General features: G+C 48.4%; 21 protein-coding genes and 1 pseudogene. 17 read left to right on the forward strand and 5 right to left on the reverse strand.

Annotated features, from left to right (window positions below):
* Positions 1-93 precede the first annotated feature (93 nt).
* The 4 genes from E0E47_RS02145 to E0E47_RS17200 all read right to left on the reverse strand — a co-directional run bounded on the left by E0E47_RS02145 (position 94) and on the right by E0E47_RS17200 (position 4889).
* On the reverse strand, positions 94-2646 hold the full coding sequence (locus E0E47_RS02145) for an ATP-dependent Clp protease ATP-binding subunit (protein ID WP_130892747.1): 2553 nt from the start codon (positions 2644-2646) through the stop codon (positions 94-96).
* 141 nt (positions 2647-2787) lie between these two features.
* Positions 2788-3333, reverse strand: a complete 546-nt coding sequence (locus tag E0E47_RS02150; RefSeq protein WP_040602529.1) for a methylated-DNA--[protein]-cysteine S-methyltransferase — start codon at positions 3331-3333, stop codon at positions 2788-2790.
* A gap of 7 nt (positions 3334-3340) precedes the next feature.
* Positions 3341-4561 (reverse strand): MFS transporter, encoded by a 1221-nt coding sequence (locus E0E47_RS02155; RefSeq protein ID WP_172604632.1) that lies wholly within the window; start codon positions 4559-4561, stop codon positions 3341-3343.
* A gap of 106 nt (positions 4562-4667) precedes the next feature.
* On the reverse strand, positions 4668-4889 hold the full coding sequence (locus tag E0E47_RS17200) for a hypothetical protein (RefSeq protein WP_008625045.1): 222 nt from the start codon (positions 4887-4889) through the stop codon (positions 4668-4670).
* 139 nt (positions 4890-5028) lie between these two features.
* Between E0E47_RS17200 and E0E47_RS17205 the strand changes: the two genes are divergently transcribed.
* From E0E47_RS17205 to E0E47_RS02230, 16 genes and pseudogenes are all read left to right on the forward strand, one after another.
* Positions 5029-5223, forward strand: a complete 195-nt coding sequence (locus E0E47_RS17205) for a hypothetical protein (protein WP_172604633.1) — start codon at positions 5029-5031, stop codon at positions 5221-5223.
* A gap of 308 nt (positions 5224-5531) precedes the next feature.
* Positions 5532-6008 (forward strand): hypothetical protein, encoded by a 477-nt coding sequence (locus tag E0E47_RS02160; protein WP_130892748.1) that lies wholly within the window; start codon positions 5532-5534, stop codon positions 6006-6008.
* Positions 6009-6030: 22 nt separating this feature from the next.
* A complete protein-coding gene (locus E0E47_RS02165) occupies positions 6031-6990 on the forward strand; it encodes a hypothetical protein (protein WP_130892749.1) in 960 nt (319 codons plus the stop codon).
* A gap of 196 nt (positions 6991-7186) precedes the next feature.
* Positions 7187-9754, forward strand: coding sequence for a DNA gyrase subunit A (gene gyrA, locus E0E47_RS02170; RefSeq protein ID WP_008625036.1), 2568 nt, complete (start codon positions 7187-7189; stop codon positions 9752-9754).
* A 26-nt stretch (positions 9755-9780) separates the two neighbouring features.
* A complete protein-coding gene (locus E0E47_RS02175) occupies positions 9781-10971 on the forward strand; it encodes a tetratricopeptide repeat protein (RefSeq protein ID WP_232038300.1) in 1191 nt (396 codons plus the stop codon).
* An 84-nt stretch (positions 10972-11055) separates the two neighbouring features.
* Positions 11056-12333, forward strand: a complete 1278-nt coding sequence (locus E0E47_RS02180; protein ID WP_232038301.1) for a tetratricopeptide repeat protein — start codon at positions 11056-11058, stop codon at positions 12331-12333.
* A 2-nt stretch (positions 12334-12335) separates the two neighbouring features.
* Positions 12336-13277 carry a tRNA-dihydrouridine synthase family protein gene (locus E0E47_RS02185; protein WP_130892750.1) on the forward strand — a complete coding sequence of 314 codons (942 nt, stop codon included), beginning with the start codon at positions 12336-12338 and terminating at the stop codon, positions 13275-13277.
* Between the two features lie 30 nt (positions 13278-13307).
* Positions 13308-14315 carry a family 43 glycosylhydrolase gene (locus tag E0E47_RS02190; RefSeq protein ID WP_130892751.1) on the forward strand — a complete coding sequence of 336 codons (1008 nt, stop codon included), beginning with the start codon at positions 13308-13310 and terminating at the stop codon, positions 14313-14315.
* Positions 14316-14486: 171 nt separating this feature from the next.
* Positions 14487-15722, forward strand: coding sequence for a clostripain-related cysteine peptidase (locus tag E0E47_RS02195; protein WP_232038302.1), 1236 nt, complete (start codon positions 14487-14489; stop codon positions 15720-15722).
* 63 nt (positions 15723-15785) lie between these two features.
* Positions 15786-16304: a helix-turn-helix domain-containing protein gene (locus tag E0E47_RS02200; RefSeq protein WP_130892752.1), complete on the forward strand. Its 519-nt coding sequence runs from the start codon at positions 15786-15788 to the stop codon at positions 16302-16304.
* Positions 16289-17128, forward strand: a pseudogene (locus E0E47_RS02205) (IS3 family transposase); the annotation flags it as partial. The gene E0E47_RS02200 and the pseudogene E0E47_RS02205, both read left to right, overlap by 16 nt.
* Before the next feature lie 145 nt (positions 17129-17273).
* Positions 17274-18134 (forward strand): enoyl-ACP reductase FabI, encoded by an 861-nt coding sequence (locus E0E47_RS02210; RefSeq protein ID WP_008624116.1) that lies wholly within the window; start codon positions 17274-17276, stop codon positions 18132-18134.
* Between the two features lie 119 nt (positions 18135-18253).
* Positions 18254-18526, forward strand: coding sequence for an ACT domain-containing protein (locus E0E47_RS02215; RefSeq protein ID WP_008621773.1), 273 nt, complete (start codon positions 18254-18256; stop codon positions 18524-18526).
* Between the two features lie 15 nt (positions 18527-18541).
* Positions 18542-19906 (forward strand): PFL family protein, encoded by a 1365-nt coding sequence (locus tag E0E47_RS02220; protein ID WP_130892754.1) that lies wholly within the window; start codon positions 18542-18544, stop codon positions 19904-19906.
* A gap of 236 nt (positions 19907-20142) precedes the next feature.
* Positions 20143-21528, forward strand: coding sequence for a family 43 glycosylhydrolase (locus E0E47_RS02225; RefSeq protein ID WP_130892755.1), 1386 nt, complete (start codon positions 20143-20145; stop codon positions 21526-21528).
* 11 nt (positions 21529-21539) lie between these two features.
* A complete protein-coding gene (locus tag E0E47_RS02230; protein ID WP_040602407.1) occupies positions 21540-23120 on the forward strand; it encodes a glycoside hydrolase family 43 protein in 1581 nt (526 codons plus the stop codon).
* Positions 23121-23198: 78 nt separating this feature from the next.
* On the opposite strand, the gene E0E47_RS02235 is transcribed toward E0E47_RS02230, so the two are convergent.
* Positions 23199-24068, reverse strand: a complete 870-nt coding sequence (locus E0E47_RS02235; protein ID WP_008624109.1) for a DUF3298 and DUF4163 domain-containing protein — start codon at positions 24066-24068, stop codon at positions 23199-23201.
* Between the two features lie 177 nt (positions 24069-24245).
* On the opposite strand from E0E47_RS02235, the gene E0E47_RS02240 reads away from it, so the two are divergent.
* Positions 24246-24983, forward strand: coding sequence for an SDR family NAD(P)-dependent oxidoreductase (locus E0E47_RS02240; protein WP_008624108.1), 738 nt, complete (start codon positions 24246-24248; stop codon positions 24981-24983).
* Positions 24984-24995: the final 12 nt, after the last annotated feature.

A 24995-nucleotide genomic window follows, 5' to 3' on the forward strand; every position in this document is an offset into this window, starting at 1 on the left:
TATCTTCTGTTCGGCTTTTTGAAAGCCACTGATGAAGAAACAAAAAAAGTGCCAGACGAAAACATCGTCCGGCACTTTAACATATATTTATTGTTATTCTTGGGCAAGGCCATGCGTAATCTGGAGTTTGTCTCCCTCGGCGGCACGTACGGTCAGGATTTCGCCATCCCGCAGTTCGTCGTTGATGACCAGTTCGCAGATGGCATCCTCCAGATAAGTCTGCAAGGCGCGTTTCAACGGACGCGCCCCATATTGTACGTCGTATCCTTTGCGGGCAAGGAACTCCTTGGCATCCTCTGCCGTTTCCAACGTATAGCCCATTTCCTTCACGCGCTTTACGATGGGTTTAAGCTCGATGTCTACGATACGTTTGATGGCCTCCAAGTCCAGTTGGTCGAAATTGATAATGTCGTCCAGGCGGTTCAGGAACTCCGGTGCAAACTGTTTGTGCAACGCCTTCTGAATGACCTCGCGGCCATATTTCTTGTCGGCAACCGATGTGTCCGGACGGCTGAACCCGATGCCCTTGCCGAAATCCTTCAACTGGCGTGTCCCGCAGTTCGATGTCATGATGATGACCGTGTTCCTGAAATCCACCGTCGTGCCGTTGCTGTCCGTCAGTCGTCCTTCGTCCATCACCTGCAACAAGATGTTGAACACGTCGCTATGTGCTTTTTCCAACTCGTCGAGGAGTAGGATGGAGTAGGGCTTGCGGCGCACTTTTTCCGTCAACTGTCCACCTTCTTCATGTCCCACATATCCCGGAGGAGCCCCCACCATACGGCTCACGGTGTGCTTCTCCATGTATTCGCTCATATCGATGCGTATCAGGGCGTCGGCACTGCCGAACATGTATTCGGCCAACTTTTTGGCCAAGTACGTCTTGCCTACTCCCGTAGGCCCGAGGAACATGAACGCCCCGATGGGTTTGTTCGGGTCTTTCAGTCCCACGCGGCCGCGTTGGATGGAGCGCACCAACTTGTCGATGGCCTCGTCCTGTCCGATGACTTCCCGTTTCAGGTTGATGGCCATGTCCTTCAGCTTGTGCCCTTCGGCCTCACCCATGCGCTGTACAGGGATGCCTGTCATCATGGATACCACTTCGGCTATCTGGTCTTCATCCACAATGACCCGCTCGCGGCTGAGTTTCTCCTCCCATGCCGCTTTCATGCGGTTCAGTTCCTCCTGCAAGTTGGCTTCCTGGTCACGATAATCGGCAGCCAGTTCAAAATTTTGGTTCTTTACCGCCTCGTTCTTCAAGGCATGTACGGCATCGATGCGCTTTTCCTGTTCCTCCATCTCTTTCGATACGGGAGAGTGGGTGATGTGTATGCGCGACCCGGCTTCGTCCAACGCGTCGATGGCTTTGTCCGGGAAGCAACGGTCGGAAACGTAACGCTCCGTGAGCCGCACGCAGGCACGGATAGCCTCGGGCGTATAGCGCACATTGTGGTGGTCTTCGTAACGTTCCTTGATATTATCCAGTATCTGTACGGTTTCCTCCGGAGTGGTCGGTTCCACCATGACTTTCTGGAAACGGCGTTCCAAAGCACCGTCTTTTTCGATGCTTTTCCGGAATTCGTCCGTGGTCGTAGCTCCGATGCACTGTATCTCTCCCCGTGCCAGTGCGGGTTTCAGCATATTGGCCGCGTCCATGCTGCCCGGTGCCGAACCGGCACCGATAATCGTGTGAATCTCGTCGATGAAAAGAATCACGTCCGGATTCTTTTGCAGTTCGGTGAGGATGCTGCGGATGCGTTCTTCAAACTGCCCGCGATACTTCGTGCCGGCCACTACGGCCGCCATGTCCAAGGCTATCACGCGTTTGTCGAACAGGATGCGCGACACCTTTTTCTGTACGATACGCAAGGCCAGTCCTTCCACGATGGCCGATTTGCCCACGCCCGGTTCACCTATTAATATAGGGTTGTTCTTTTTCCGCCGGCTCAGGATTTGCGACACGCGTTCTATTTCTTTTTCGCGACCCACCACCGGGTCCAGGATTCCGTCTTGGGCGGCGCGTGTCAGGTCGGTACCGAAATTGTCCAAAACCGGCGTGTTGTTGGCCGATTTCCTCTGCGGTTGCGCCGTCTGCGTGGCCGTGCTGCCCTGTTCGTTCATCGGGTTTCCCGTTGAGGATTTGTTTTCATATTCGTCTTCCTCTTCCTCGTCCGGAAAACCGAAACCGGACTGGATGTCCGATTTTTCCGTTTTCTGTGTGAGCAGGTTCAGGATGTCTGTATAATGGATGCTGTTTTCCTCTAAGATACGGCATGCATTGTTGTCTTTTTCTTTCATAATGGCTAAAAGTATGTGTTCGGTGTCGGCCACCTGGGCTTTCAGCATGCGTGCTTCGAGCAGGCAAAGGCGCATGATTTTGGAAGCCTTTTCGTTCAAAATGATTTCATGGTCCTCGTCCGGCATTTCCTGCATGGCGGAACCTTGTATGGATTGCTCTGCGCGCAGTTTCACCGAACGGAAGTCCAGATTGAGCAAGCGGAGGATTTGGATGGCCTTGCCTTCCCCGTCCCTGATCAGTCCGAGTAAAAGGTGTTCCGGAGCCACACATTCATTGTGCAGCCGCTGCGCCTCCTCCTTGCTGTAGATGAGTACTTCTGAAATCTTGGGTGAAAATTGATTGTTCATGCTATGCAAATTCCTTCTGATTAATGACTCTGATGGCAAAATTAACTATATTATTGGAACTACAATACAAAACGCATGCCAAAAATGCTCAGAACACATTAAGTTTTTCTAAAAAGCGGAGAGGGGGAGTGGCTTTAGTATTTATTGTGCGAGTGAAAGGAAAGAGGTGGACAGGGATGATTTTTCAAGCTCTAACAGGAAACTTTTGGCTGCGAGCCCGCCGCCATATCCTGTAAGCGTGTGGCCTCTGCCGACCACCCGATGGCAAGGGACGATGATGGAGATGGCGTTCGCCCCGTTGGCGTTGGCTACGGCGCGTACGGACTTGGGCATCCCGAGCTGCGTTGCCATGTCGCCGTAAGACAGGGTTTCCCCGTAGGGGATTTCCAATAACTTCTGCCACACTTTTTTTTGAAAGTCCGTGCCTGTGAATAACAGCGGAAGGTCGAACGCCGTGCGTTTCCGTCCGAAATATTCATCCAACTGCCGGGAGGCTTCCTGGATGATGTCGGATGTCCGTTCTTCATATCGGGCTTCCAGTAATGTTTGCAGTCTCCGGTCTACCCGTCCCGGATGTTTCTCTTCCACCCAGTTGCAGAGGCACAGGTGGTTTCTCCATGAGCCGAGCATCAGCTCTCCACACGGGGAGTGATAGCGTTGTACCAGAATCGAATGGCTTGTATTCATGTATTTTTTATTTGTGGTTTGCGGGTCGTATGTTGGGCAGGAACGTGGCGATGATGCCCAATAGGGGCAGGAGCGTACTGGTCCTGAAGATGAATTCGATGCTCGTACGGTCGGCTAGCCAACCGAAGAATGCGGAACCGATGCCGCCCAGACCGAACATCAGCCCGAAGAAGAGGCCTGAAATCATGCCGACTTTGTCCGGTTTCAGGTCGGTGGCGTACACCAATATGGCAGAGAAGGCCGAAGCGATGACCAGACCTACGATGATGGCCATGGCGATGGTCCAGTACAGGTTGAGGTATGGCAGCGCGAGCGTGAAAGGAGCCGCGCCGAGGATGGAGAAAAGTATGACATATTTCCGCCCGTAGCGGTCGCCGAGGAAGCCGCCCAACAACGTGCCGACGGCCAATGCGGCAAGGAAGGCGAACAGGCTGAACTGCGATTCCTGTACCGTGATGCCGAATTTCTCGATGAGGAAGAACGTGAAGTAACTGGTCATGCACGAGATGAAGAAGTATTTCGAGAAAATCATGACGACCAGGATGGCCAATGCCTTGCGCACGGTGGTTTCCGGCAAGTTGCAGGATGTGGTACGGCTTGTGCGGGCGGACGACCGCATCCGGCTTAGCTTCAGGCTGTACCAGTATCCTATCCTTACGAGCAGCGTGGCGGCGAGCAGTGCGGCTGCGGCGAACCATCCCACGGCGTGCTGGCCGTAGGGGATGAGGATGAGTGCGGCAAGCAGCGGCCCGATGGCACTTCCGCCGTTCCCGCCCACTTGGAATATGGATTGCGCCAGGCTTTTCCTGCCTCCAGAAGCCGTCTGCGCCACACGCGAGGCTTCGGGGTGGAACACCGAGGAGCCGCAGCCGATGACGGCCACGGCCAACAGGATGGCCGCGAAACCGGAAGCCACGGCCAACAAGAGCAATCCTGCTAGCGTGAAGCACATTCCGGTGGATAAGGAGTAGGGTTGTGGGTGGCTGTCGGCATAACGTCCCACAAAGGGTTGCAGCACGGAGGAGGTCAGTTGGAAGACGAGCGTGATAAGCCCGATTTGGGCGAACGTGAAGCCGAAGTTGTCCTTCAGCAGCGGATACATGGCCGGGATGACCGACTGTATCATGTCGTTCAGCAAATGGCAGAAACCGATGGAGAACAGTATCATGTAGGCCGTACCTTCTTTGATGTCGGGGTGGCCTTTTACTTTGTCTAAAATTTGTTTCATTGATATGACGGTTTGAATGCCGCAAAGTTATGCTTTTCTTTTCAAACAGCCAACGGGAGGATGTTTTTGACCGGGGCTTTTCCGTTTTCCTGTCCGTAGCTTTTTTCTATTTTGGAAGTTTGAAAGGTGAAATGGGGATTGATGTGGCAAAAAGTAAGCATTCCGGACCGTATGGGGATGCGAATGAGAAACGGAAAAGTCCGTTGCAGCCGTTTTTTTCTTTGGTGTTTTTACTTTTATTAGCATTATGGCCTTGCTTTTTGCCTTTTTGAAGCAAAATTAAGAATCGCTCTAAGCCAAACTTTTTTCCGTTCTCTGCAAGAAACATTTTTTTTCTCCGCAAAGCTTTTCGTAAATGTCCGCAAGGCGGTGCGGAATCGGGCTGCAAGCGGTGTGCGGAAGAGGGAAAAACGCCTTTTTTTCTTCTATTTGGTGGTCGTGCGTGGTCAAAATCCGGATGACACGGCGTGTGGAAAGTGCTGTTTGCGGCTTACATGCGTGGTGTGCCTGTGCGCAAGGTCTGCTTTTTTGTCGTGCAAAAAGTAACCGGAAGAGGCTTTGTGGCTGACAAAAAAGTTCCTGTGGAATGCGCGAGAATCGTTTTTTCCGGCCCACGCCTGTCCGTACGTCCAAATTCGGCCATCCTGCAAGGGGTGGATTGACAAATTGCAAAATGGCAGTTCCCGTCTTCATGTTACGTTTCGGGTGAAATCCGGTTTGCGTTTAAAAGAAATGAAGATAATACTTTTTTACCTAAATTACAATGCTTCAAAAGGTTATAGATAGTGAAAAAAGCTATATTTGCAAAGTCCGGCAGAACTGGGAAAACACCGGACATAGGGAAGGCTTTTGCAGCGTCCTGACCGGCAGGGCGCATGGCAACAAGCTTCAAGCCTTTCCCGTATAAATAAGGAAATTTGATAAAAACAAGCTGAATTCGGAAGCTTATAGGCGTTGAAAATAAAAAAACATGAGAGATTTAAGAATGTGGGCGTATTGCCTTTTGGGACTGCCCGTGTTGGCTTGCGGGCCATCAAAAAACAACCCCGGAAATGATGCTGGGGCGAAGGATTCCGTGCTGGTGGAAAACGTAGTGGAAAAGCAAGAAACGGACTTGACGGACGACCCGCAGAAATTGGCGGACTTTGCCGTGGAATGTTTCAGGACCAACGAGCGTGAGAAATTGCTGCCATACGCGACGGAAAGATACAAAGGCCGTCTGAATGAAGACATGGCAATCGAGGCACAAATGAAGGACGACAGGGGCATCAGGGAGATGCGTGAACGGTTGCTGTCTACAAGTTATACTTGTTCCCAAGTGAGCGACATGGGCAGCACGGGCAAGCTTATGAAGTATTCCAGCAATCCTTCGAAGTATGACATGAAAGTATTGCTCGAACAACAGGACGGCAGATGGTTGGTGGATCATGTGGGGCCGGACAGGTAATCAAAATCAGAATCGGACAGCGATGAAAAGTAAGGTTTTCATATCGGCTTTGGCCGTGGTGATCGCATGCTTTCCGGAGCCTGCCGAGGCGCAATTCTTTAAGAAGTTGGGGAAGGCCTTGGAACAGGTAGAAAAGAAAGTGGACAAGGTTTTGGGCACAGGCGCAGAGGCAGGCACGGCGGAAGGAGACGCGGCGGGGACGGTGGCTCCCGACGGGACGACCGTGTCCAACAACCTGAAAGGTTTTGCAGTAGACTACAAGGGCGTGACGTGGCAGGAAGATTTCTGCGGGTTGGATTTTGTCATTACGAACAAAGGTGATAAGACCGTGCGCGTCTATTCGTTCGACAAGATGAAGGCGTTCGGTGCGGACGGGGCGGAATATGCCGGCCGTAGCATCGTGGGCAATGCCGTGACCTCGTTGGGCAACGGGGATTTCGATTTCGAACCCGGCGTGCCGGTGAAGTGCGTTTACGCCCTTTTCGACGTGCCGGGACAAGGCACGAAGATGAGCCTGTTCCAGTTGAGGCTCACCACGTTCGACAACGGTTACCACGACAGCTTCGTGGAGTTCCGCAACGTGCCTCTTCCGCCCAGGCCCGCGACGGTATCTACGCCTTTTAAAGGTGTCTGGACATTGGGTGGCACGAACCTGGAGGGCAAGCTTATCTTGGACTTCCCCGGCAAGTCGGTAGACGGGATGGATGCCTTGAGCAACGGCATCAAATGCTACGGCACGGTGTATGTGGGCTACGGTAGCGGTGCGTCGCTGCAAGTCGACGAATGTTCCATCATCTCGTGGAAGGGAGAAGGAAACAAGGCTACGGTGGAGTTTGTCGGCGGTCGTGACGGCAATACCTATCAGGCTGTGATGACTTATGCTCCGTCGGACGGGACAATCAGTTTCAGCGAAATACGGATAGTTCGGGAAGAAGGCATGGCAGAATGCTTCGTTTCTGAAGATTTGGTGTTTGAGAAATAGGCCGGCGTGGCTGGGATGAGAGGCCGTGGGTGTTCAGTATGCCTGCGGCCTTTTTACTTTTTCTTTGCTTTTTCTGGCTTTGTCTTTTCTGGGTAAACCATTAATTTTTGGCTGTTTTCTTTCGTATTCTCTCAAAAAGTAGTAATTTTACATGCTTTTTGGCAAGTGGTATTTATAATAGTAACAGATATAAATAATGTTAGACCAAGACAGAATAATAAAGGTGAACATTGAAACCGAGATGCGTAAATCGTATATCGACTATTCAATGTCCGTAATCGTATCCCGTGCTTTGCCTGATGTGCGCGACGGATTTAAACCTGTGCATCGCCGCATTCTCTATGGAATGAGGGAATTGGGTAACACGCACGACAAACCATATAAGAAATGCGCCCGTATTGTAGGAGAAGTGTTGGGTAAGTATCATCCGCATGGAGATTCTTCCGTTTATGGCGCATTAGTGCGTATGGCACAAGAATGGAGCATGCGTTATACGTTGGTGGACGGTCAGGGAAACTTCGGTTCCGTCGATGGGGATAGTGCTGCTGCCATGCGTTATACAGAGGCTCGCCTGCAGTTGATGGGCGAAGCGATGATGGATGACTTGGAAAAGGAAACCGTGGACATGATGAACAACTTCGACGACACGTTGAGGGAACCCACGGTTATGCCGACAAAAATACCGAACTTGTTGGTAAACGGTGCCAGTGGTATCGCAGTGGGAATGGCCACTAACATCCCCACGCATAATTTAGGAGAAGTCATTGATGCCTGTGTGGCTTATATAGACAACCGCGACATCGACATTGACGGGCTGATGGAGCATGTCAAGGCTCCTGATTTCCCTACCGGGGGCTTTATTTACGGCATGCAGGGCGTGCGCGAAGCCTACGAGACGGGACGCGGACGTGTGGTCATGCGCGCACGGGCTGAGATAGAGCCGGGAGAGAATCATGACAAGATTGTCATTACGGAGATTCCTTACGGGGTAAACAAAGCGGAGCTGATCAAACAGATTGCCGATTTGGTAAACGAAAAGAAGATTGAAGGCATCAGCAATGCCAATGACGAATCCGACCGCGAAGGCATGCGTATCGTGGTGGACGTGAAACGCGACGCCAACGCAAATGTCGTGTTGAACAAATTGTTCAAGATGACCCCGTTGCAGACGAGCTTCAGCGTGAATTGCATCGCTTTGGTGAAAGGGCGTCCGCGTTTGTTGTCCCTGAAGGATTGTATCTCTAACTTTGTGAACCATCGTCATGATGTGGTCATCCGTCGGACGCAGTATGATTTGCGCAAGGCGGAAGAACGTGCCCATATTTTGCAAGGTTTGATTATTGCGAGTGACAACATCGACGAGGTCGTGCATATTATCCGCAGCGCCCAGAATCCGCAGGCCGCCATCGAAGGTTTGATGAGCCGTTTCGAGTTGGACGAGGTGCAGGCCAAGGCCATCGTGGAGATGCGTCTGCGTCAGTTGACCAACTTGATGCAGGAACAGTTGCGCAACGAATACGATGAACTGTTGAAACAAATCGAATATTTCAAACAGATACTGAGTGATGAAGACCTTTGCATGAAAGTAATCAAGGATGAATTGATTGAGGTCAAAGAACAGTTCGGTGACGAGCGGCGTTCGGAAATCGTATATTCGAGCGAAGAATTCAATCCTGAAGATTTTTATGCTGACGACGAGATGGTCATTACCATCAGCCACATGGGATACATCAAGCGTACGCCTTTGGCTGAGTTCCGGGCACAGGCCCGTGGCGGCGTGGGCAGCAAGGGAACGAGCACGCGTGATACGGACTTCGTGGAATACATCTATCCTGCCACGATGCACAACACGATGCTCTTCTTCACGCAGAAAGGGCGCTGTTTCTGGATGAAAGTATATGAAATACCGGAAGGTGCCAAGAACTCTAAGGGACGTGCCATCCAAAATATGTTGAATATAGACCCGGATGACGCTATCAATGTTTGTTTGCGTATCAAGAACCTGAACGATGCGGAATTTTGCCGTTCGCATTATGTGGTGTTCTGCACGAAGAACGGTATCATCAAGAAAACCTGTTTGCAGGAGTATTCCCGTCCGCGTGCGAATGGTGTCAATGCCATTACGATTCGTGAAGACGACCGTGTCATCGGTGTGCGCCTGACCAATGGCGAGAATGAAATCATCATCGCCAACCGGAACGGTCGTGCCATTCGTTTCCACGAAAGCAAAGTGCGTGCCATGGGACGTACGGCTACTGGTGTGAGAGGTATGACTATCGACGAGGACGGTAGCGACGAAGTGGTAGGCATGGTATGTGTGAACGACCCGCAGACGGAAACCATTATGGTGGTCAGCGAGCAAGGCTATGGCAAACGTTCGGACATAGAGGATTATCGTGTGACGAACCGGGGGGCGAAGGGTGTGAAGACACTGAACATCACGGAGAAAACCGGTAAGTTGGTGGCTATCAAAGTCGTGACGGACGAGAACGACCTGATGATTATTAACAAGAGCGGTATAACGATACGTTTGAAAGTGGCTGATGTCCGTATTATGGGACGTGCCACGCAAGGTGTCCGTTTGATTAATCTTGAGAAGCGCAATGACCAAATCAGTAGCGTATGCAAGGTACAGACGGAGGACGAAGAAGAAGAGACGGAAATGTTGAGTGACGGTGTGGCTCCGGTAATGGATGAGTTGGAAGGCAGTTCTGATGCATCGGTTTCAGAGTCCCGTGACGAAGAGACTGAAACGAATGAATGAGTTTAAAACTTTTAATTTATAAAGTTATGAATAAATACGTATTATCAATTGCATTGCTGGTTGCTTCAACCGGTGCTTTCGCGCAGAACAGACTGGTGAAAAAAGCTCAGGGATTGATTAACAACAATCAAATAGAGGAAGCCCAGACGTTGTTGACCGAAGCTTTGAACAGCGGAGAAACCAAAGACATGGCTTTGGCTTGGGATGTTCAGGGAGATTTGTACCAAAGGCTTTTTGCAGATGAACTGAACAAAGCGGCTGCTCACCAGCCTTTGGATACGGCAAAGTTTGCTAAAAACCTGTATGCTTGTCTGGACGCATACGAAAAATGCAACGAGTATGACGAGAAAAAGGAATATGCGGAAAAGAACAAAGGCAACTTGATGAAGTTCCGTACTTTCTTGATGTACGTCGGTCAGTTTGACTTCCAAAATCAGAATTTTGCGGGAGCTTATAAAGCATACGATGCATGGTTGACTTATCCGCAGAATCATAAACTGGTGGCTGATGAACCGAAGGTGTTGAACGATAGTGTGTTTGACAAAAATCAGGTAGCTTATTATGCCTGTCTGGCAGCTTACCAGGGTAAGGATTTCGATAAGGTCGCTACTCATTTGGAAGAGGCATTGAAGTATGACAAGGAAGCCAAGACGGTAAAGCAGTTACATTTGATGACACTTCTGGAAAAGGGTGATACGGCCCAATGGATTGACGCTTCGAAGAAGTATGCAGCAGCAGATGAAGTGATAGCCCAGAATTTGTTGGCTTATTACACCGAAAAGAAGAATGATGCGGCTTCGTTGGAGTTTGCCAACAGTCTTTTGGCTGCCGACCCTAACAACAAGATTGCCAATTATTCAAAAGGTGTAGTATTGTTTGGTCAGGAGAAATTCGAGGAAGCCCTTCCGTTCTTTGAGAAGAGTACGGAGATAGATCCTACTTTTACGGATGCTTATTACAATGCCGGTGTATGTTGCTGTAATACAGGATATGGCATCAATGAAGCAATCGGTAAAACTAAAAATCTGAAGAAAGCTGAATACGATGCTAAAATCGCGCAAGTGAAAGATTGGTATAAGAAAGCAGAACCGTTCTTCCTGAAAGTCAAGGAACTTGAGCCTGACAATCCGCAAAGGTGGGCTTCGCGTCTGAAGACGGTGTATTACATTACCGGGGAGAAGGCTAAAGAAGCAGAGATGGATACTTATCTCAAGTAATCGGTAGGAGATAATGACAAAGTAAGAAAGAATTGGGGTGGTGTTCAATGAAAGTGTGGGCATCACCCTTTTGTTTTATATAGGATGAGTAGATTGAGTTTTTGGGCAACGGTTTGTATGTTCGGGGTTTGTTGTCAGACGTCGGACGGTGCCAATGTGGTTCGTGAAGCGCGTAAAACCATTAAGAACGCCAGATACGAGGAGAACGGAGATGAGGCCAAGAAGGTAAGGGAGCGGTTGGATGCCGCAGAGAAGAGCCTGATGGATGCGCTGTCCGGCGAGAAAAAAGTGGTGAAGCGTGCAGAACTTTATTATACGGCGGCATTGGTGCAGTGCAGGTTGAATGACATTGAAAATGAAAAAATCTATTTGAAACGTGCGTACGATACGGTGCTTTATTATAATAGTATCTACAATGCCTATAAATATTTCGAGAAATGTGATTCCGTAGAGTTGTCTTCAGAGTACAAAGGGCGTTTCAAGTTCCGTTCGTCTGTTCGTAAGAGGCTGTTGGAACATCGTGCCAATTTATTGAATGGCGGACGCTTCTATTTGAGAAAGAAGAATTATACGGAAGCATTCCGGTTCTTGGATTTATATTTGTCTTCGGCCGAATATCCGGCATTGAAGAGTGACTTCTTGAATCAGACGGATACGATGTATTCTCGTGTGGCCTATTGGATTATAGCCACGGGATACCATATCGGGGCCTACGACGGCGTGATACGTTATGCTCCGACGGCTTTGCGTTACTCCAAGAACCAACAGTATGTGCAGGAGTATCTTTGTAGGTCGCACTTGGCTTTGAATGATACTGCAGCTTGGGTGAAGGAATTGAAAAGGGGGATTGTGAACTTCCCTGACCATACATATTTTTTCACCAGTTTGCAGGAGTTTCTGAACCGTAAGGGGAAATACGACGAAGCGTTGTTGTTTGCAGACCGGATGATACAATACGACCCGAAGAATGCTTTGTTCTGGTATGCAAAGGCATTGGTGTACATGCGTAAAGATGACTATAAGAATTGTATAGCTAATTGTGATGTGGTTCTGACTTTGGACAGCATGAATATTGAGGCCAATTATTTTAAGGGGCTGGCTTATTGCAATATGGCCAAGGCTTCTTCCGATGCGATGAAAAAATCAGAGTTGAAAAGTGTCGCATATCGGAAATACAGAAAGGAAATGATGACGTATTACGCATTGGCAGAGGAGCCTTTGGAACAGGTGCGTCGGTTGTCTCCGGACAAGGCTTCCCGTTGGGCGCCTTTGTTGTATCAAGTTTACCTGAATCAGAACAAGGGAGCGGAATTCGATGAAATGGAACGTATTATACGGGATATAAAGAAACCGGAAAAATAGATATGGGAAGATTAAAGATATATATGGCTCCTTTGCAGGGGCTTACGGAGGCTCCTTACCGCAATGCTTTTGAGAAACACTTCGGTGGAGTGGATGTGTATTACACACCTTTCATCCGTTGGGAGCACGGTGGCCTGAGAAGAAAGGATGTACGTGATTTGCATCCGGATGCAAACAAAGTGGGGCATCTTGTTCCTCAAATCATAGCGGCTTCGGCCGAAGAGGCAGAGCTGATTCTGGATCAGGTAGTCTCCTATGGGTATCAGGAGGTGGATTTAAATATGGGGTGCGCTTTTCCCATGTTGGTGAAAAAGGGAAAGGGGTGCGGTCTCCTGCCTGAACCTGAACGGGTGAGAGGATTGTTACAGGTCGTGGAACGCTATCCGGACATCTCTTTTTCCGTAAAAATGCGTTTGGGATATGAGAATGCGGGAGAGTGCATGGAGCTTCTTCCTGTGTTGAATGAGACTCATTTGTCCCGGGTGGTGGTGCATGCAAGAACAGGGCGGCAGCAATATAAGGGGGTATGCGACCGTGAGGCTTTTCTTCGTTTTGCCCGTGAATGCCGCCATCCGGTAGTTTATAATGGTGATGTCACGACGGTGGAAGAACTTGATGAATTACAGCAGGGAATGCCTTTTCTGGAAGGCGTCATGATGGGACGCGGGTTGTTGGCAGCTCCTTGGGTAGCTATCGAATACCGTGAGGGCGCGGCATGGAGCATGGAGCGAAGGATGTCCTCTTTGAGGGCATTGCATGCGGATTTGTTGGACCATTATGCCCGCACGCTCGAAGGAGGCGAGAAGCAACTGCTGACGAAGATGAAATCCTTTTGGGAATATATGTATCCCGGAGGCGACCGTAAATGCCGCAAGAAGATTCATAAGGCACAGAAAGTGGCGGATTATACACAAGCCGTTTTCCAACTTTTGAGCGGATATTAAAATTGTTATCGAAATCATTAATCTTATTTCATGAAAAGAACTTTGTTTATAGGCATGTTGGGTTTTTTTGCGCTGATGAGTGGTTATGCCCAACAAGGCGAGGGTGCCCGTAAAGGGCGCGTAGTGCGCGAACCGTTGGTACATGACCCTGTCATGGCGAAAGAAGGGGATACATATTATCTTTATTCCACTGGACATAACGTTTCGTCTTTCTCGTCGAAAGACTTATCCGAATGGACAATCCGGCACGGTGTTTTTCCGGCTCCCCCGCAGTGGGCAATGGACAGTATCCCAGAGTATAAAGGGCATACGTGGGCACCGGATATCATTTATTATAAGGGGAATTATCATCTCTTTTATTCTTGTTCCGCTTTCGGAAAGAACACTTCTGCCATTGGCCATGCCTATCGCAGTACTTTGAGTCCGGCATCTGACGAACCGTGGACGGATACCGGCGCGGTTATCGTGTCGCATTCCCATGACAACTTTAATGCCATCGACCCGAACATCGTCGTAGACGAAAAGGGAGACCCTTGGATGGCATTCGGCTCCTTTTGGGGAGGTATCCAATTGGTACGGTTGACCGAGGATTTGACTTCTACTTTGAAACCGGAAAAATTGTACACAATATGCACACGCCAGTTCGAGGGGGCTTCCGACATACCTTCGCGTCCCGTAAATTCCGTCGAGGCCCCGTTCATCTTTAAGCATGGCGGTTATTATTATTTGTTTGTGTCCTATGATTTCTGTTGCCGGGGGCTGAAGAGCGATTATAAGGTTGTGGTGGGCCGTTCCGCCCGGGTGACCGGCCCTTATGTGGATAAAGACGGAAGGGAACTGACGCGAGGCGGAGGAAGCCTGGTCGTAGACTACAGTGATGAATTTGTGGCCATCGGGCATAGTGCGGCTTATCATTTCGATGGAAAAGATTATTTCATGGCCCATGGTTACAGCCGTTCGGATGATGGAGCCAGTAAATTATTTTTTCGGGAAATGACATGGGATGAAGAGGGCTGGCCGCTTGTTTCTGCAGAGTGAAAAAAGCCTTGGGTCAATCTCAGGAGAATGAGAAATCGTTCGGCTGAGATTGATTTTCCGTCTTCCTCTTGTTTTTTCGTCAGTTTGCCGTGTCACTTTTTTTGCTTAAAAGATTTGGATTGTATTCCATTTTTAGTACCTTTGCGAAATAGATGAAAAAAACGTATAGCTATGAAGCTTAGGATAAAAGGGTATATTGGAGCGTTAATGATGGTGTGTGTGTGCGCAGCCTGCGAGGACGATACGGACAAGGGAGGTCCTGACGCGGACCAACCCAAAGAAGCCACATACCTTTTATATATGGTAGGGCAGAACGATTTGAAACAGTATTTGAATGCCAACATCAGTGATATGAAAATCGGATACGGTAAATCCGACATCAATGCCAATGTGTTGGTGTATGCCGACATCAGTTCGGTGCCGACATTATACCTGATAGGGAAAGACAATAGCGGAAAAGTGCAGCAGACGACTGTGAAGACTTATCCCGACCAGTATTCGGTGGACCCGGAAGTGATGAAGGAAGTCATCAATGATGTCTTTACGTTGTATCCGGCCCAACGAAAAGGCGTTGCGTTCTCTTCTCATGCCAACGGCAGCCTTTATACGCCGGATACGGTAAGAAAGCGTGCTTTCGGAGATGAAGAAAATGGCTACAGCATGAATATTACGGATATACGTGAGGCTCTTGAGGGGTGTCCGTATATGGATATGGTCATGTTCGACGCTTGTTTGATGGCCAATATGGAGACGGCGTATGAGCTGAAAGACCGGGCGCATTATTTCCTTGCGGCTCCCAACTCCATTCCGGCAGAGGGATTCCCTTATGACAAGGCTTTACCCTATCTGCTGAAGATGGATGCGGCCGGGTTGGCACGTGCTGCCCAGACTTATATGAAACATTTCCAGAATAACGATGTGGAGTGGGATGATTTCGTATCCATCAGTGTTTCAGATCTTTCGCAGATGGATGCCTTGGCCTTGTATATGGATTCTTTGTTTCAGGATGAGGCAGTGCAGTATCATTTGATGAAGGTGGACCGTGACGGTTTACAGATGTTCGAGACGGGCTTTCCATTATATGATTATGGAGAATGGGTGGACAGTGTAGGGCTTTCGAGTCCTTACGTCCCGAAAATCAGGAATATTTTGGACGAGGCGGTGGTTTATAAAGATCATGGTGATTACAGTACGGTAAACGATTATACCGCGATGCCGGAAATCCCGATAAAGGATGGCGCGTTTAGCGGTTTGAGTACCTATGTGCCCCCGAAGGTATCTCAGCTTTTGCAACCGGGTTATGATATGTTGATGATGCGGTTTTTCACTTCTTTGAAATGGTACCGCGATGCAGGTTTCTGGCGCGTGCCGCTTTACAATATATTTGAACCGGAGGCTGAAGAATAAGCCAATCCCCGCCAGATGTGAACTGCCCCCCAAAAGTTAGACACAAAACTTTTGGGGTGCATTATGTATAGACGCCACACCTTTGAAGAACGACTTTTAATAATTAGCCGTTTAATATGGGGAGAGTCCCTTGAAGCTATTTGCAGAGAGGGGAAACTCGACAAAAAGATGGTTCGCCAATGGCTTCTTCGCTATGAGAAATATGGAGATGAAGGTCTTCGAGGAACAAGGTCATATCATTATTCAGCCGTAGAAAAGCTGTCAATAGTAATGGAAGTTGAAGAAAAAGGAATACCTTTGCAAGAGATATGCCTTCGATACGACTTAAACAGGACAACGATTCAAGAGTGGCTTCGCAAGTATCGTGCGGGGAAAACACTTGAAAACAGAAAACGGGGGCGACCTCCTAAAGACTCTATGGCAAGACCTAAGAAGAAAGAACCACAGACTGAGCTCGAAAAGCTTCAGGCGGAAAACCTCCGCTTACGGGCTGAGAATGCGTTACTAAAAAAAGTGAAGGCCTTAGTCGAGGAACAGAAAGCCCGGGCACTGCTCAATGGGCAAAAGCCATCGACGAACTAAGGTCGGAATATCCCCTTGACTTGCTTCTGAAGTTAAGGCAGATGGCTCGCCCTGTGTTCTATTACCATCTTAAACGCCTGAAAATCGCAGATAAATATGCCGCGGAAAAGAAAGAGATTAGAGATATTTTCCATGAGCATAAAGGACGCTATGGATACAGGCGGATAACTGCGGAGATGCGCAATCGCGGCTATACCATAAACCATAAGACCGTGCGGCGCATCATGATAGAGATGGGGCTTAAATGTCAGATTCGCAAGGTGCGTTACCGCTCCTATAAAGGAGAAGTTGGCAAGGTAGCTCCAAACATAATAGGACGAGAATTTGCAACCGTTGCTCCCAATCGCAAGTGGGCAACCGATGTGACACAGATAAACATAGGCTTCACAAAGCTTTACTTATCACCCATACTTGACATGTTCAATGGAGAGATAATCTCCTATAACATCTCAACAAGCCCGAATCTGGAGCAGGTGTATGACATGCTTGACAAAGCCTTTGCCAGGTTCGAGAGCCTTGACGGCCTTATACTACATTCTGACCAAGGATGGCAATATCAACATTACGGATACCGCAAGCGCTTGGAAGAGCATCATATAATCCAAAGCATGTCAAGGAAGGGCAACTGTCTTGACAACTCCATGATGGAAAACTTCTTTGGAATTATGAAGTCGGAACTGTTGTATGCTGAAAAATTCGATTCGTCGCAAGACTTTATAAAGGCTTTAGAAGAATATATAAACTACTATAACAATAAAAGAATCAAATCCCGCTTAAAAGGAAAGAGTCCGGTACAATACCGAACCCTTTCTCAATACGGATAATATTTAACCCGTCCAACTTTTTGGGGGCAGTTCAATGTCCGATGGGGATTTTTCAATGTTTTGCACAAATATGCGGTTTAAGTGCAAAATTAGTTGTATCTTTGCTCCCGATAACGAAGAATATAATTTTTATTAGATTACTATTATGGCTTATAACTTGTTAAAAGGCAAGCGTGGTATTATTTTCGGTGCGTTGAATGACGCTTCTATTGCTTGGAAAGTGGCAGAGCGTGCTTCGGAAGAAGGGGCGCAGATTGTGTTGACCAATACCCCGGTGGCCTGCCGTATGGGTACGATTGACGAATTGGCGAAAAAGACCAATGCAACGATAATTCCTGCCGATGCAACTTCAGTGGACGATTTGGAGAAGCTCTTTGCGCAGGCACAAGAGGTGATGGGAGGCAAAATCGACTTCGTGCTTCATTCCGTGGCTATGAGCGTGAACATGCGCAAGAAGCGTACGTATGACGATTTGGATTACGGCTTCCTGAACAAGACGTTGGATATTTCCGCCATTTCGTTCCATAAAATGATTCAGACGGCCAAAAAATTGGATGCCATCAATGAAAACGGTTCTATTTTGGCGTTGAGTTATGTGGCGGCACAACGTACTTTCTTCGGCTATAACGATATGGCAGATGCAAAGTCGTTGTTGGAATCCATCGCCCGCAGCTTCGGTTACATTTATGGGCGCGAGAAAGGAGTCCGTGTCAATACGATTTCCCAGTCTCCGACCTTTACGACCGCTGGCGGTGGCATCAAGGGTTTCGACGGTTTGTATGATTTCAGCGACCGCATGTCTCCTTTGGGCAATGCCAGTGCGGACGAATGTGCGGACTATTGCGTGGTGATGTTCTCCGATTTGACGAAAAAGGTTACGATGCAGAATCTTTATCACGACGGAGGCTTCTCCAGTATGGGTATGTCTCTGCGAGGCATGACGCAATACGAGAAATCGTTTATTGATGAAAACCGTGACGAAAACGGCAAGATTATCTACGGATAAGTGGTATAGCATATATTATTGATAGAAATACAGTCTGTTATTCAGCAAATTTTCTTATATTTGCGCCTTTGAATAACAGACTGTTTCTTTTACGGAGCAATTATCCCGAATTAAAGATTATGAGTAAAACGATTATTACAGTAGTAGGAAAAGATGCGGTAGGCATCATTGCAAAGGTTTGCACGTATTTGGCAGAGAACAAGGCAAACATTTTGGATATATCCCAAACCATTGTACAAGAGTATTTTAATATGATGATGATAGCAGACTTGTCTAAGGTGGAAAAGCCTTTTGAAGTGTTGGCGAACGAGTTGGCCGAGATAGGCTTGTCGATGGGGGTTCAGGTGAAATGCCAACGCGAAGAGATTTTTGATAAGATGCATCGTATTTAATCCTGTGGCTAAGATATGATTAATATATATGAGGTATTGGAAACCAACAAGATGATCGAGCAGGAGAATCTTGATGTGCGTACCATTACGATGGGTATCAACTTGTTGGATTGCGTGGATTCGGATGTGGACGCGCTTTGCCGGAAGATTTATGATAAAATCACATGTCTGGCGAAAGACTTGGTGAAAACCGGAGAGGATATTTCTAAGGAGTATGGAATTCCCATAGTGAACAAACGCGTTTCCATTACGCCTGTTTCGTTGGTGGGAGGAGCAGCTTGCCGCACGCCGGAAGATTATGTAAAGGTGGCTCATGCCTTAGACCGGGCAGCGAAAGATGTCGGTATTAATTTCTTGGGCGGCTATTCGGCTGTCGTGTCCAAGGGGATGACCCATAGCGACGAACTGCTTATCCGTTCCATACCTCAGGCTTTGGCAGAAACGGAACGCATTTGCAGTTCGGTGAATGTGGGATCAACGAAGACCGGTATCAATATGGATGCCGTAAGGTTGATGGGCGAGATTATCTTGCAGACGGCCGAGCGGACGAAAGATAAGGATTCTTTGGGATGTGCTAAACTGGTGGTCTTGTGCAATGCTCCGGATGATAATCCGTTCATGGCCGGTGCTTTCCACGGCGTGTCCGAGGCGGATGCCATCATCAATGTGGGGGTGAGCGGTCCGGGCGTGGTGAAACATGCGTTGAGCCAAATCAGGGGAGCCAGTTTCGAGGTGCTCTGTGAGACAATCAAACGTACGGCTTTTAAAATCACCCGTGTGGGGCAATTAGTGGCGCAAGAAGCTTCGCGGCGTTTGGGAGTGCCCTTCGGCATCATCGACTTGTCGTTGGCCCCGACTCCGGCCGTGGGGGACAGTGTGGCCGAAATATTGGAAGAAGTCGGCTTGGAACGCGCCGGTGCTCCGGGAACCACGGCAGCATTGGCTTTGCTGAACGACCAGGTGAAGAAGGGAGGCGTGATGGCTTCATCATACGTGGGAGGGCTGAGCGGAGCCTTTATTCCGGTGAGTGAAGACCAAGGCATGATTGATGCCGTGGAGTGTGGCGCGTTGACTTTGGAAAAGTTGGAGGCCATGACTTGCGTTTGCTCGGTCGGGTTGGACATGATTGCCATTCCGGGCGATACGCCCGCCACGACGATTTCGGGCATCATTGCAGACGAAGCCGCAATAGGCATGGTGAACCAGAAAACGACGGCCGTGCGCATCATTCCCGTAGTGGGGAAAACGGTAGGGGATACGGTAGAGTTCGGAGGACTTTTGGGCTATGCTCCCGTGATGCCGGTCAACTCTTTCGGTTGCGGTGATTTCGTGAACCGGATAGGTCGTATTCCGGCTCCGATACACAGTTTCAAGAATTAACAGGTTTTCGTACTTTGACGGATTGAATCCATCCTTTGTTTCCGTGACTGTGATTTTTGCAGTCGGCTTGCCATAACGGTTGTTTATGGTGCGAAGGGAAACAAAGGATGGTTGTGCTTTATGGAACATGCGCTTCATGTGAATTGGTAGATATTGTTCTTGTCAAAGGCTATAAAGTCCAATAAGAAAATAAACACTGTTTCATATCTTTGCACATTATATATTATGATAGTATCATGAAAATGAAGTGGAAAAGAATAATGGCTTTAGGACAAGCCTTTTCTGTAGTTGCCATTATGGACGCCCAGGTTGTGAATCCGTTCGGAAATGCTTTGGTTCCGGATATGATTGCAGACGCCAGCATACAGGAAATCGATGGTATGTTTTATTGTTATGCCACAACAGACGGATATGGAAGGGGGTTGGAAACGTCCGGGCCTCCGGTGGTATGGAAGTCCAGGGATTTCGTGCATTGGAGTTTCGACGGGACATATTTCCCGTCGGCTGCAACTGAGAAGTACTGGGCTCCCAGTAAAGTTGTCCAAGCTAATGGAAAGTATTACATTTACCCTACGGTGAACGGTTATATGTATCCGGCAGTTGCCGACCATCCGGAGGGTCCGTTTAAGTTGGCTCGCGGGGAAGACCGGTTTTACAAACCTTACACGGCTTCTACCTTGTTGCAGACAAAAGATCCGGGCGGTATCGACGCGGAAGTGTTTATAGATGACGACGGGCAAGCCTATGTGTTTTGGGGACGTCGGCATGTGGCTAAACTGGCAAAAGATATGATTACGGTGGATTCCGTTGTCCATGTGATTTCTACTCCTCGTAAAGAATATTCGGAAGGCCCTATATTCTTCAAACGGAAAGGCATCTATTATTATTTGTATACTATCGGAGGGGATGAGAAATACCAGTATGCTTATGTGATGAGCAAGGTTTCTCCTCTCGGGCCTTACGAATACCCGGAGCAGGACATTGTGTCGACTACAGATTACGAACAAGGTGTCTTCGGGCCGGGACATGGTTGTGTTTTCAATACGGACGAAGACCATTATTATTTTGCATACTTGGAGTTCGGTCGCCGCAGTACCAACCGGCAAACCTATGTAAATCGCTTGGAGTTCAATGAAGACGGTACGATTCGTCCGGTGAAATTGAGCCTGGATGGAGTTGGGGCTTTGCGTAAGGTGAAGGGAAGGAAAGAAATTAAGGCGGATACGGTTTATGCGTCCAGTACTGCGGCTCCTATGTTTATCAAGCCAATGAAAGATGAGGCATGTCGTCGTACGGAGTATTTTGTTCCGGCCTTTGCCGCAGATGGGGCGAACGGTTCCAGATGGATGGCTGCGGAAGGGGATAAGGACAAATGGCTTGTCGCAGATTTGGGAAGAATCCGGAAAATACGGTGCAGTGAAATTTATTTTGTACGTCCTACGGCCGGACATGCTTACCAACTTGAAGGTTCGGTGGACGGGACTACATGGAGGAAGTGCGGAGGACATGATGACTTGCGGGTGCAATCTCCGCATGTCGATGAACCGAAGGGGAAATATCGTTTCCTGAGAGTCAGAATCAAAGAAGGCATTGCAGGGATTTGGGAATGGAATATTTATTAAAAATGAAAATTATGAAAAGATATTTGTATCCGATGATTTTTAGTTTTTGCTTGTCTGCAGGGCTGAAAGCGCAGCAGCAAAAAGTTTGGGGGGATTGGACTGTTTGGGGAGAACAGGCCGGAGGAATGTACATGAATCCGGTTATCCCGTCTGATTACAGCGATATAGACTGTATCAGGGTGGGGGACGATTATTATGCCATATCTTCTACTTTCCAGTTCTCTCCGGGAATGACGGTCTTGCATTCCAAGGACCTGGTGAACTGGGAAATCTGTGGGAATGCTGTTGAAGACCTGACACAAATCGGAAACGCATTGAACTGGAACGTTATGGACCGTTATGCCCGTGGGATTTGGGCCGGTACATTGCGTTATCACAACGGACGGTTTTACCTTTTTTTCGGGACTCCGGACGAAGGGTATTTCATGACTACGGCTGTACGTCCCGAAGGACCGTGGGAGCCACTGACTCCGCTTCTTTCCGAAGCCGGTTGGGACGATTGTACTGCGATTTGGGACGAGAAGGGGAATGGGTATTTTGTGGGGACCCATTTCGCGGACGGGTACAAGACTTATCTTTTCAAGATGGCAGAAGACGGGAAAAGCATAGACCGTAAATCGGCTGTCCTTATTAATGAAGGAAGTGGGCGTGAGGCCAGTAAGTTGATAAAAGTGGATGGATGGTACTATTTGGTTTTCAGTGAACATAAGCCGGGCATAGGCCGTTACGTCCTGGCGAAACGTTCACGGAAAGTGACGGGACCATATAAAGAGGAAAAGCAACTGGCCTTGCCTTCCGTGGAGGCGATGGAACCTAACCAAGGAGGCATAGTCCTGGGGCGGGATAATAACTGGTACTTTCTGACTCATCATGGCACCGGCGATTGGAGCGGGCGTATCGTCAGCCTTTTGCCTGTGACATGGGTAGACGGTTGGCCTTTATTGGGTAAAGTGTTGGATTCCAAAATCGGTACGATGAAATGGAGCTCGGATATGCCCTTTAATGCCGATGAGAAGTTAAGCATCCGGCGTAGTGATGATTTTGATGGCAGCAGCTTGGCATCTCAGTGGCAGTGGAACTACCAACCGCGAAAAGAGTTTTTTTCCTTGTCTGAGCGTCCGGGATGGTTACGCCTGAAGGCATATCGTCCTTTGAAACCCAACGACTTGTTGAAAGCCGGTAATACGCTTACGCAAAGGACGTTCAGGAAGTCGGAAAACGATGTGGTAATTCGGATGGATATTTCTCACATGGAAAACGGACAGAAAGCAGGACTTTGTCATTTTTCATCCCAACATTCAGCTATCGGGGTGGTGAAAGAAGGAGGAAATCGTTATTTGGAATATAGGGAGAACGGTAAAATGACAAAGGGGGCGCAAATCCATTCGCGATACATTTGGTTCCGAAGCCAATGGGGGTTAGACGGGAAATCCTATTATGCTTATAGTATAGACGGGGATAATTTCACGTCTTTTGGTACGCCCTATCAAATGGTGTGGGGGAACTACCGGGGTGACCGTATCGGTATTTATTGTTTTAACGATAATGGCGAGAACGGTTTTGTAGATGTGGATTATTTCCATTACCGATAGAATGGATAGAGCGAAAAAGCTCTGCATCCAATGAGGACGCAGGGCTTTTTCGTTATGGCTTGCATTGAGCGTGTAATGTTATCGTTTGACTATCGGGTTGTAGGTGAGGGCTAAAGAGTCCGTAGTGCTTTCTATCAGAGGCTTCATCGTGACCGTGAACAGGTTCTCCAAAGCGTCATAAGGGAGAGTGCATGTAGGGATGCCGGCTGCGTATGGAGCAATCTCGTACTGTTGGTAGATGAATTCTACACCGTTGGGCCTGCATACCGGGGCAGTCTCCGGAAGGGGGAAAGTATAACGTGCATTCTCGTCCAATAGCATTTCGTAAAGTTCTTCATCGCTGTTTACTTTGAAGAATTTATTTTTCAATCCATTCTTTATCATGCCGCGCAACTTTTCTTTTCCGCTTGCCGTAAACATGTCCCAACCGAATTTACGACCGTCCGATTTGCGGAATACGCCGCCACTCAGGCTTTCTCCACCGTGTGCTCCACCCGAATATTCATATATCTCAGCAGTATATGTGATGAACTTCTCTGTTTCAAAAGCCTTTTTGAATTGTACGTAATAGGCGGATGCATCCATCGACGTGTTTTCCCCAATTTCGGCAATGGCCTTTTTTATCTTTTCCGCACGTTCCGTGCCGTAGTATTCCAGTAATTTCTTACCGTCATCCAAGCTTCCGGCGTAGGTTCCGCCAAGCTGTTCATTCATCCATTCCCGTATGTTCTGTGTCACGGCACTGGAGTTGTCCGTCGGATAAGCGGCTGCAACCTTGCATCCTTCAGCCGAAGACTTTTCTTCCCATGATATATCTTCCGTTTTTATTGCGCTGTTTGGGGCGGTTCCCGTTTTCTTCTCCAGATGGCAGGAGGCCAATCCTAAGGCAAGAGCAAAGAGAACGGCACTAAAGTTGCCGTATTTAAAACATAAACTACGCTTTTTCATATTGTTCCTATTTTATCAATGATTATGTATCAAAGTTACGCCTTTATTTCAGACCTAAGCAGTTTTTCCTAATAAAAACTGTTAATCTGTTGCCTTTCCCCTGTTTCCATACAAACAGCCGGGTGGTTCCTGCCTGTTTTTCCTTTACCTTTGTATAAGAATCAAAATGGGAGGCGTATGAATCAACAACATAAGATTATAGTGGTAGGGGCAACTTCCGGTTTGGGACGTATGTTGGCTGAATGTTATATTCGTGACGGACATGTGGTAGGTATTGTCGGCCGTCGTGGAGATAAGTTGGCCGAAGTGGCCGAAGGTCATCCTGAAGTGTATTGTTTAAAGGCGGATGTGACGGATGTCGGCCAGATAGCCATGCTTTTGGCCGCTTTGGCCAGTGAGATGGGAGGTTTGGATTTACTGGTCTTATGTTCCGGAGTGGGACGGATGAATCCGGATTTGGATTACGGACTGGAGTTACCCACAGTCGATACCAACGTGCGTGGTTGGACGGCAGTGGCAGACTGGGCTTTTTCGTTTTTTATGCGACAGGGATATGGGCACTTGGCCGCCATTTCGTCGGTAGCCGGCATCCGTGGTTTGGCTCCGGCTCCTGCTTATTCCGCTTCCAAGGCATATCAGATTCACTATTTGGAAGCGTTACGGCAACGTGCACGTATTTTCCGCAAGAAGGTTTGCGTGACGGATGTTCGTCCAGGGTTTGTCCGTACTCCTTTGCTTTCTCATCCCGAAATGTTGTTTTGGGTGGATGAACCGGAAAAGGCTGTGAAGGCTATCTACAGGGCCATAAGCGCACGGAAAAAGAAAGCCGTGATTACCCGACGTTGGGCATTTCTTGTCCCTTGGATGCGGATTGCACCGGAGTGGTTGGTGGCGAAGATATTAGGAAAAGCCTGAGTCTTCCGGATA

This window comes from Paraprevotella xylaniphila YIT 11841, from assembly GCF_900683745.1.
In the GTDB taxonomy this organism is placed as follows: Bacteria; Bacteroidota; Bacteroidia; order Bacteroidales; family Bacteroidaceae; genus Paraprevotella; species Paraprevotella xylaniphila.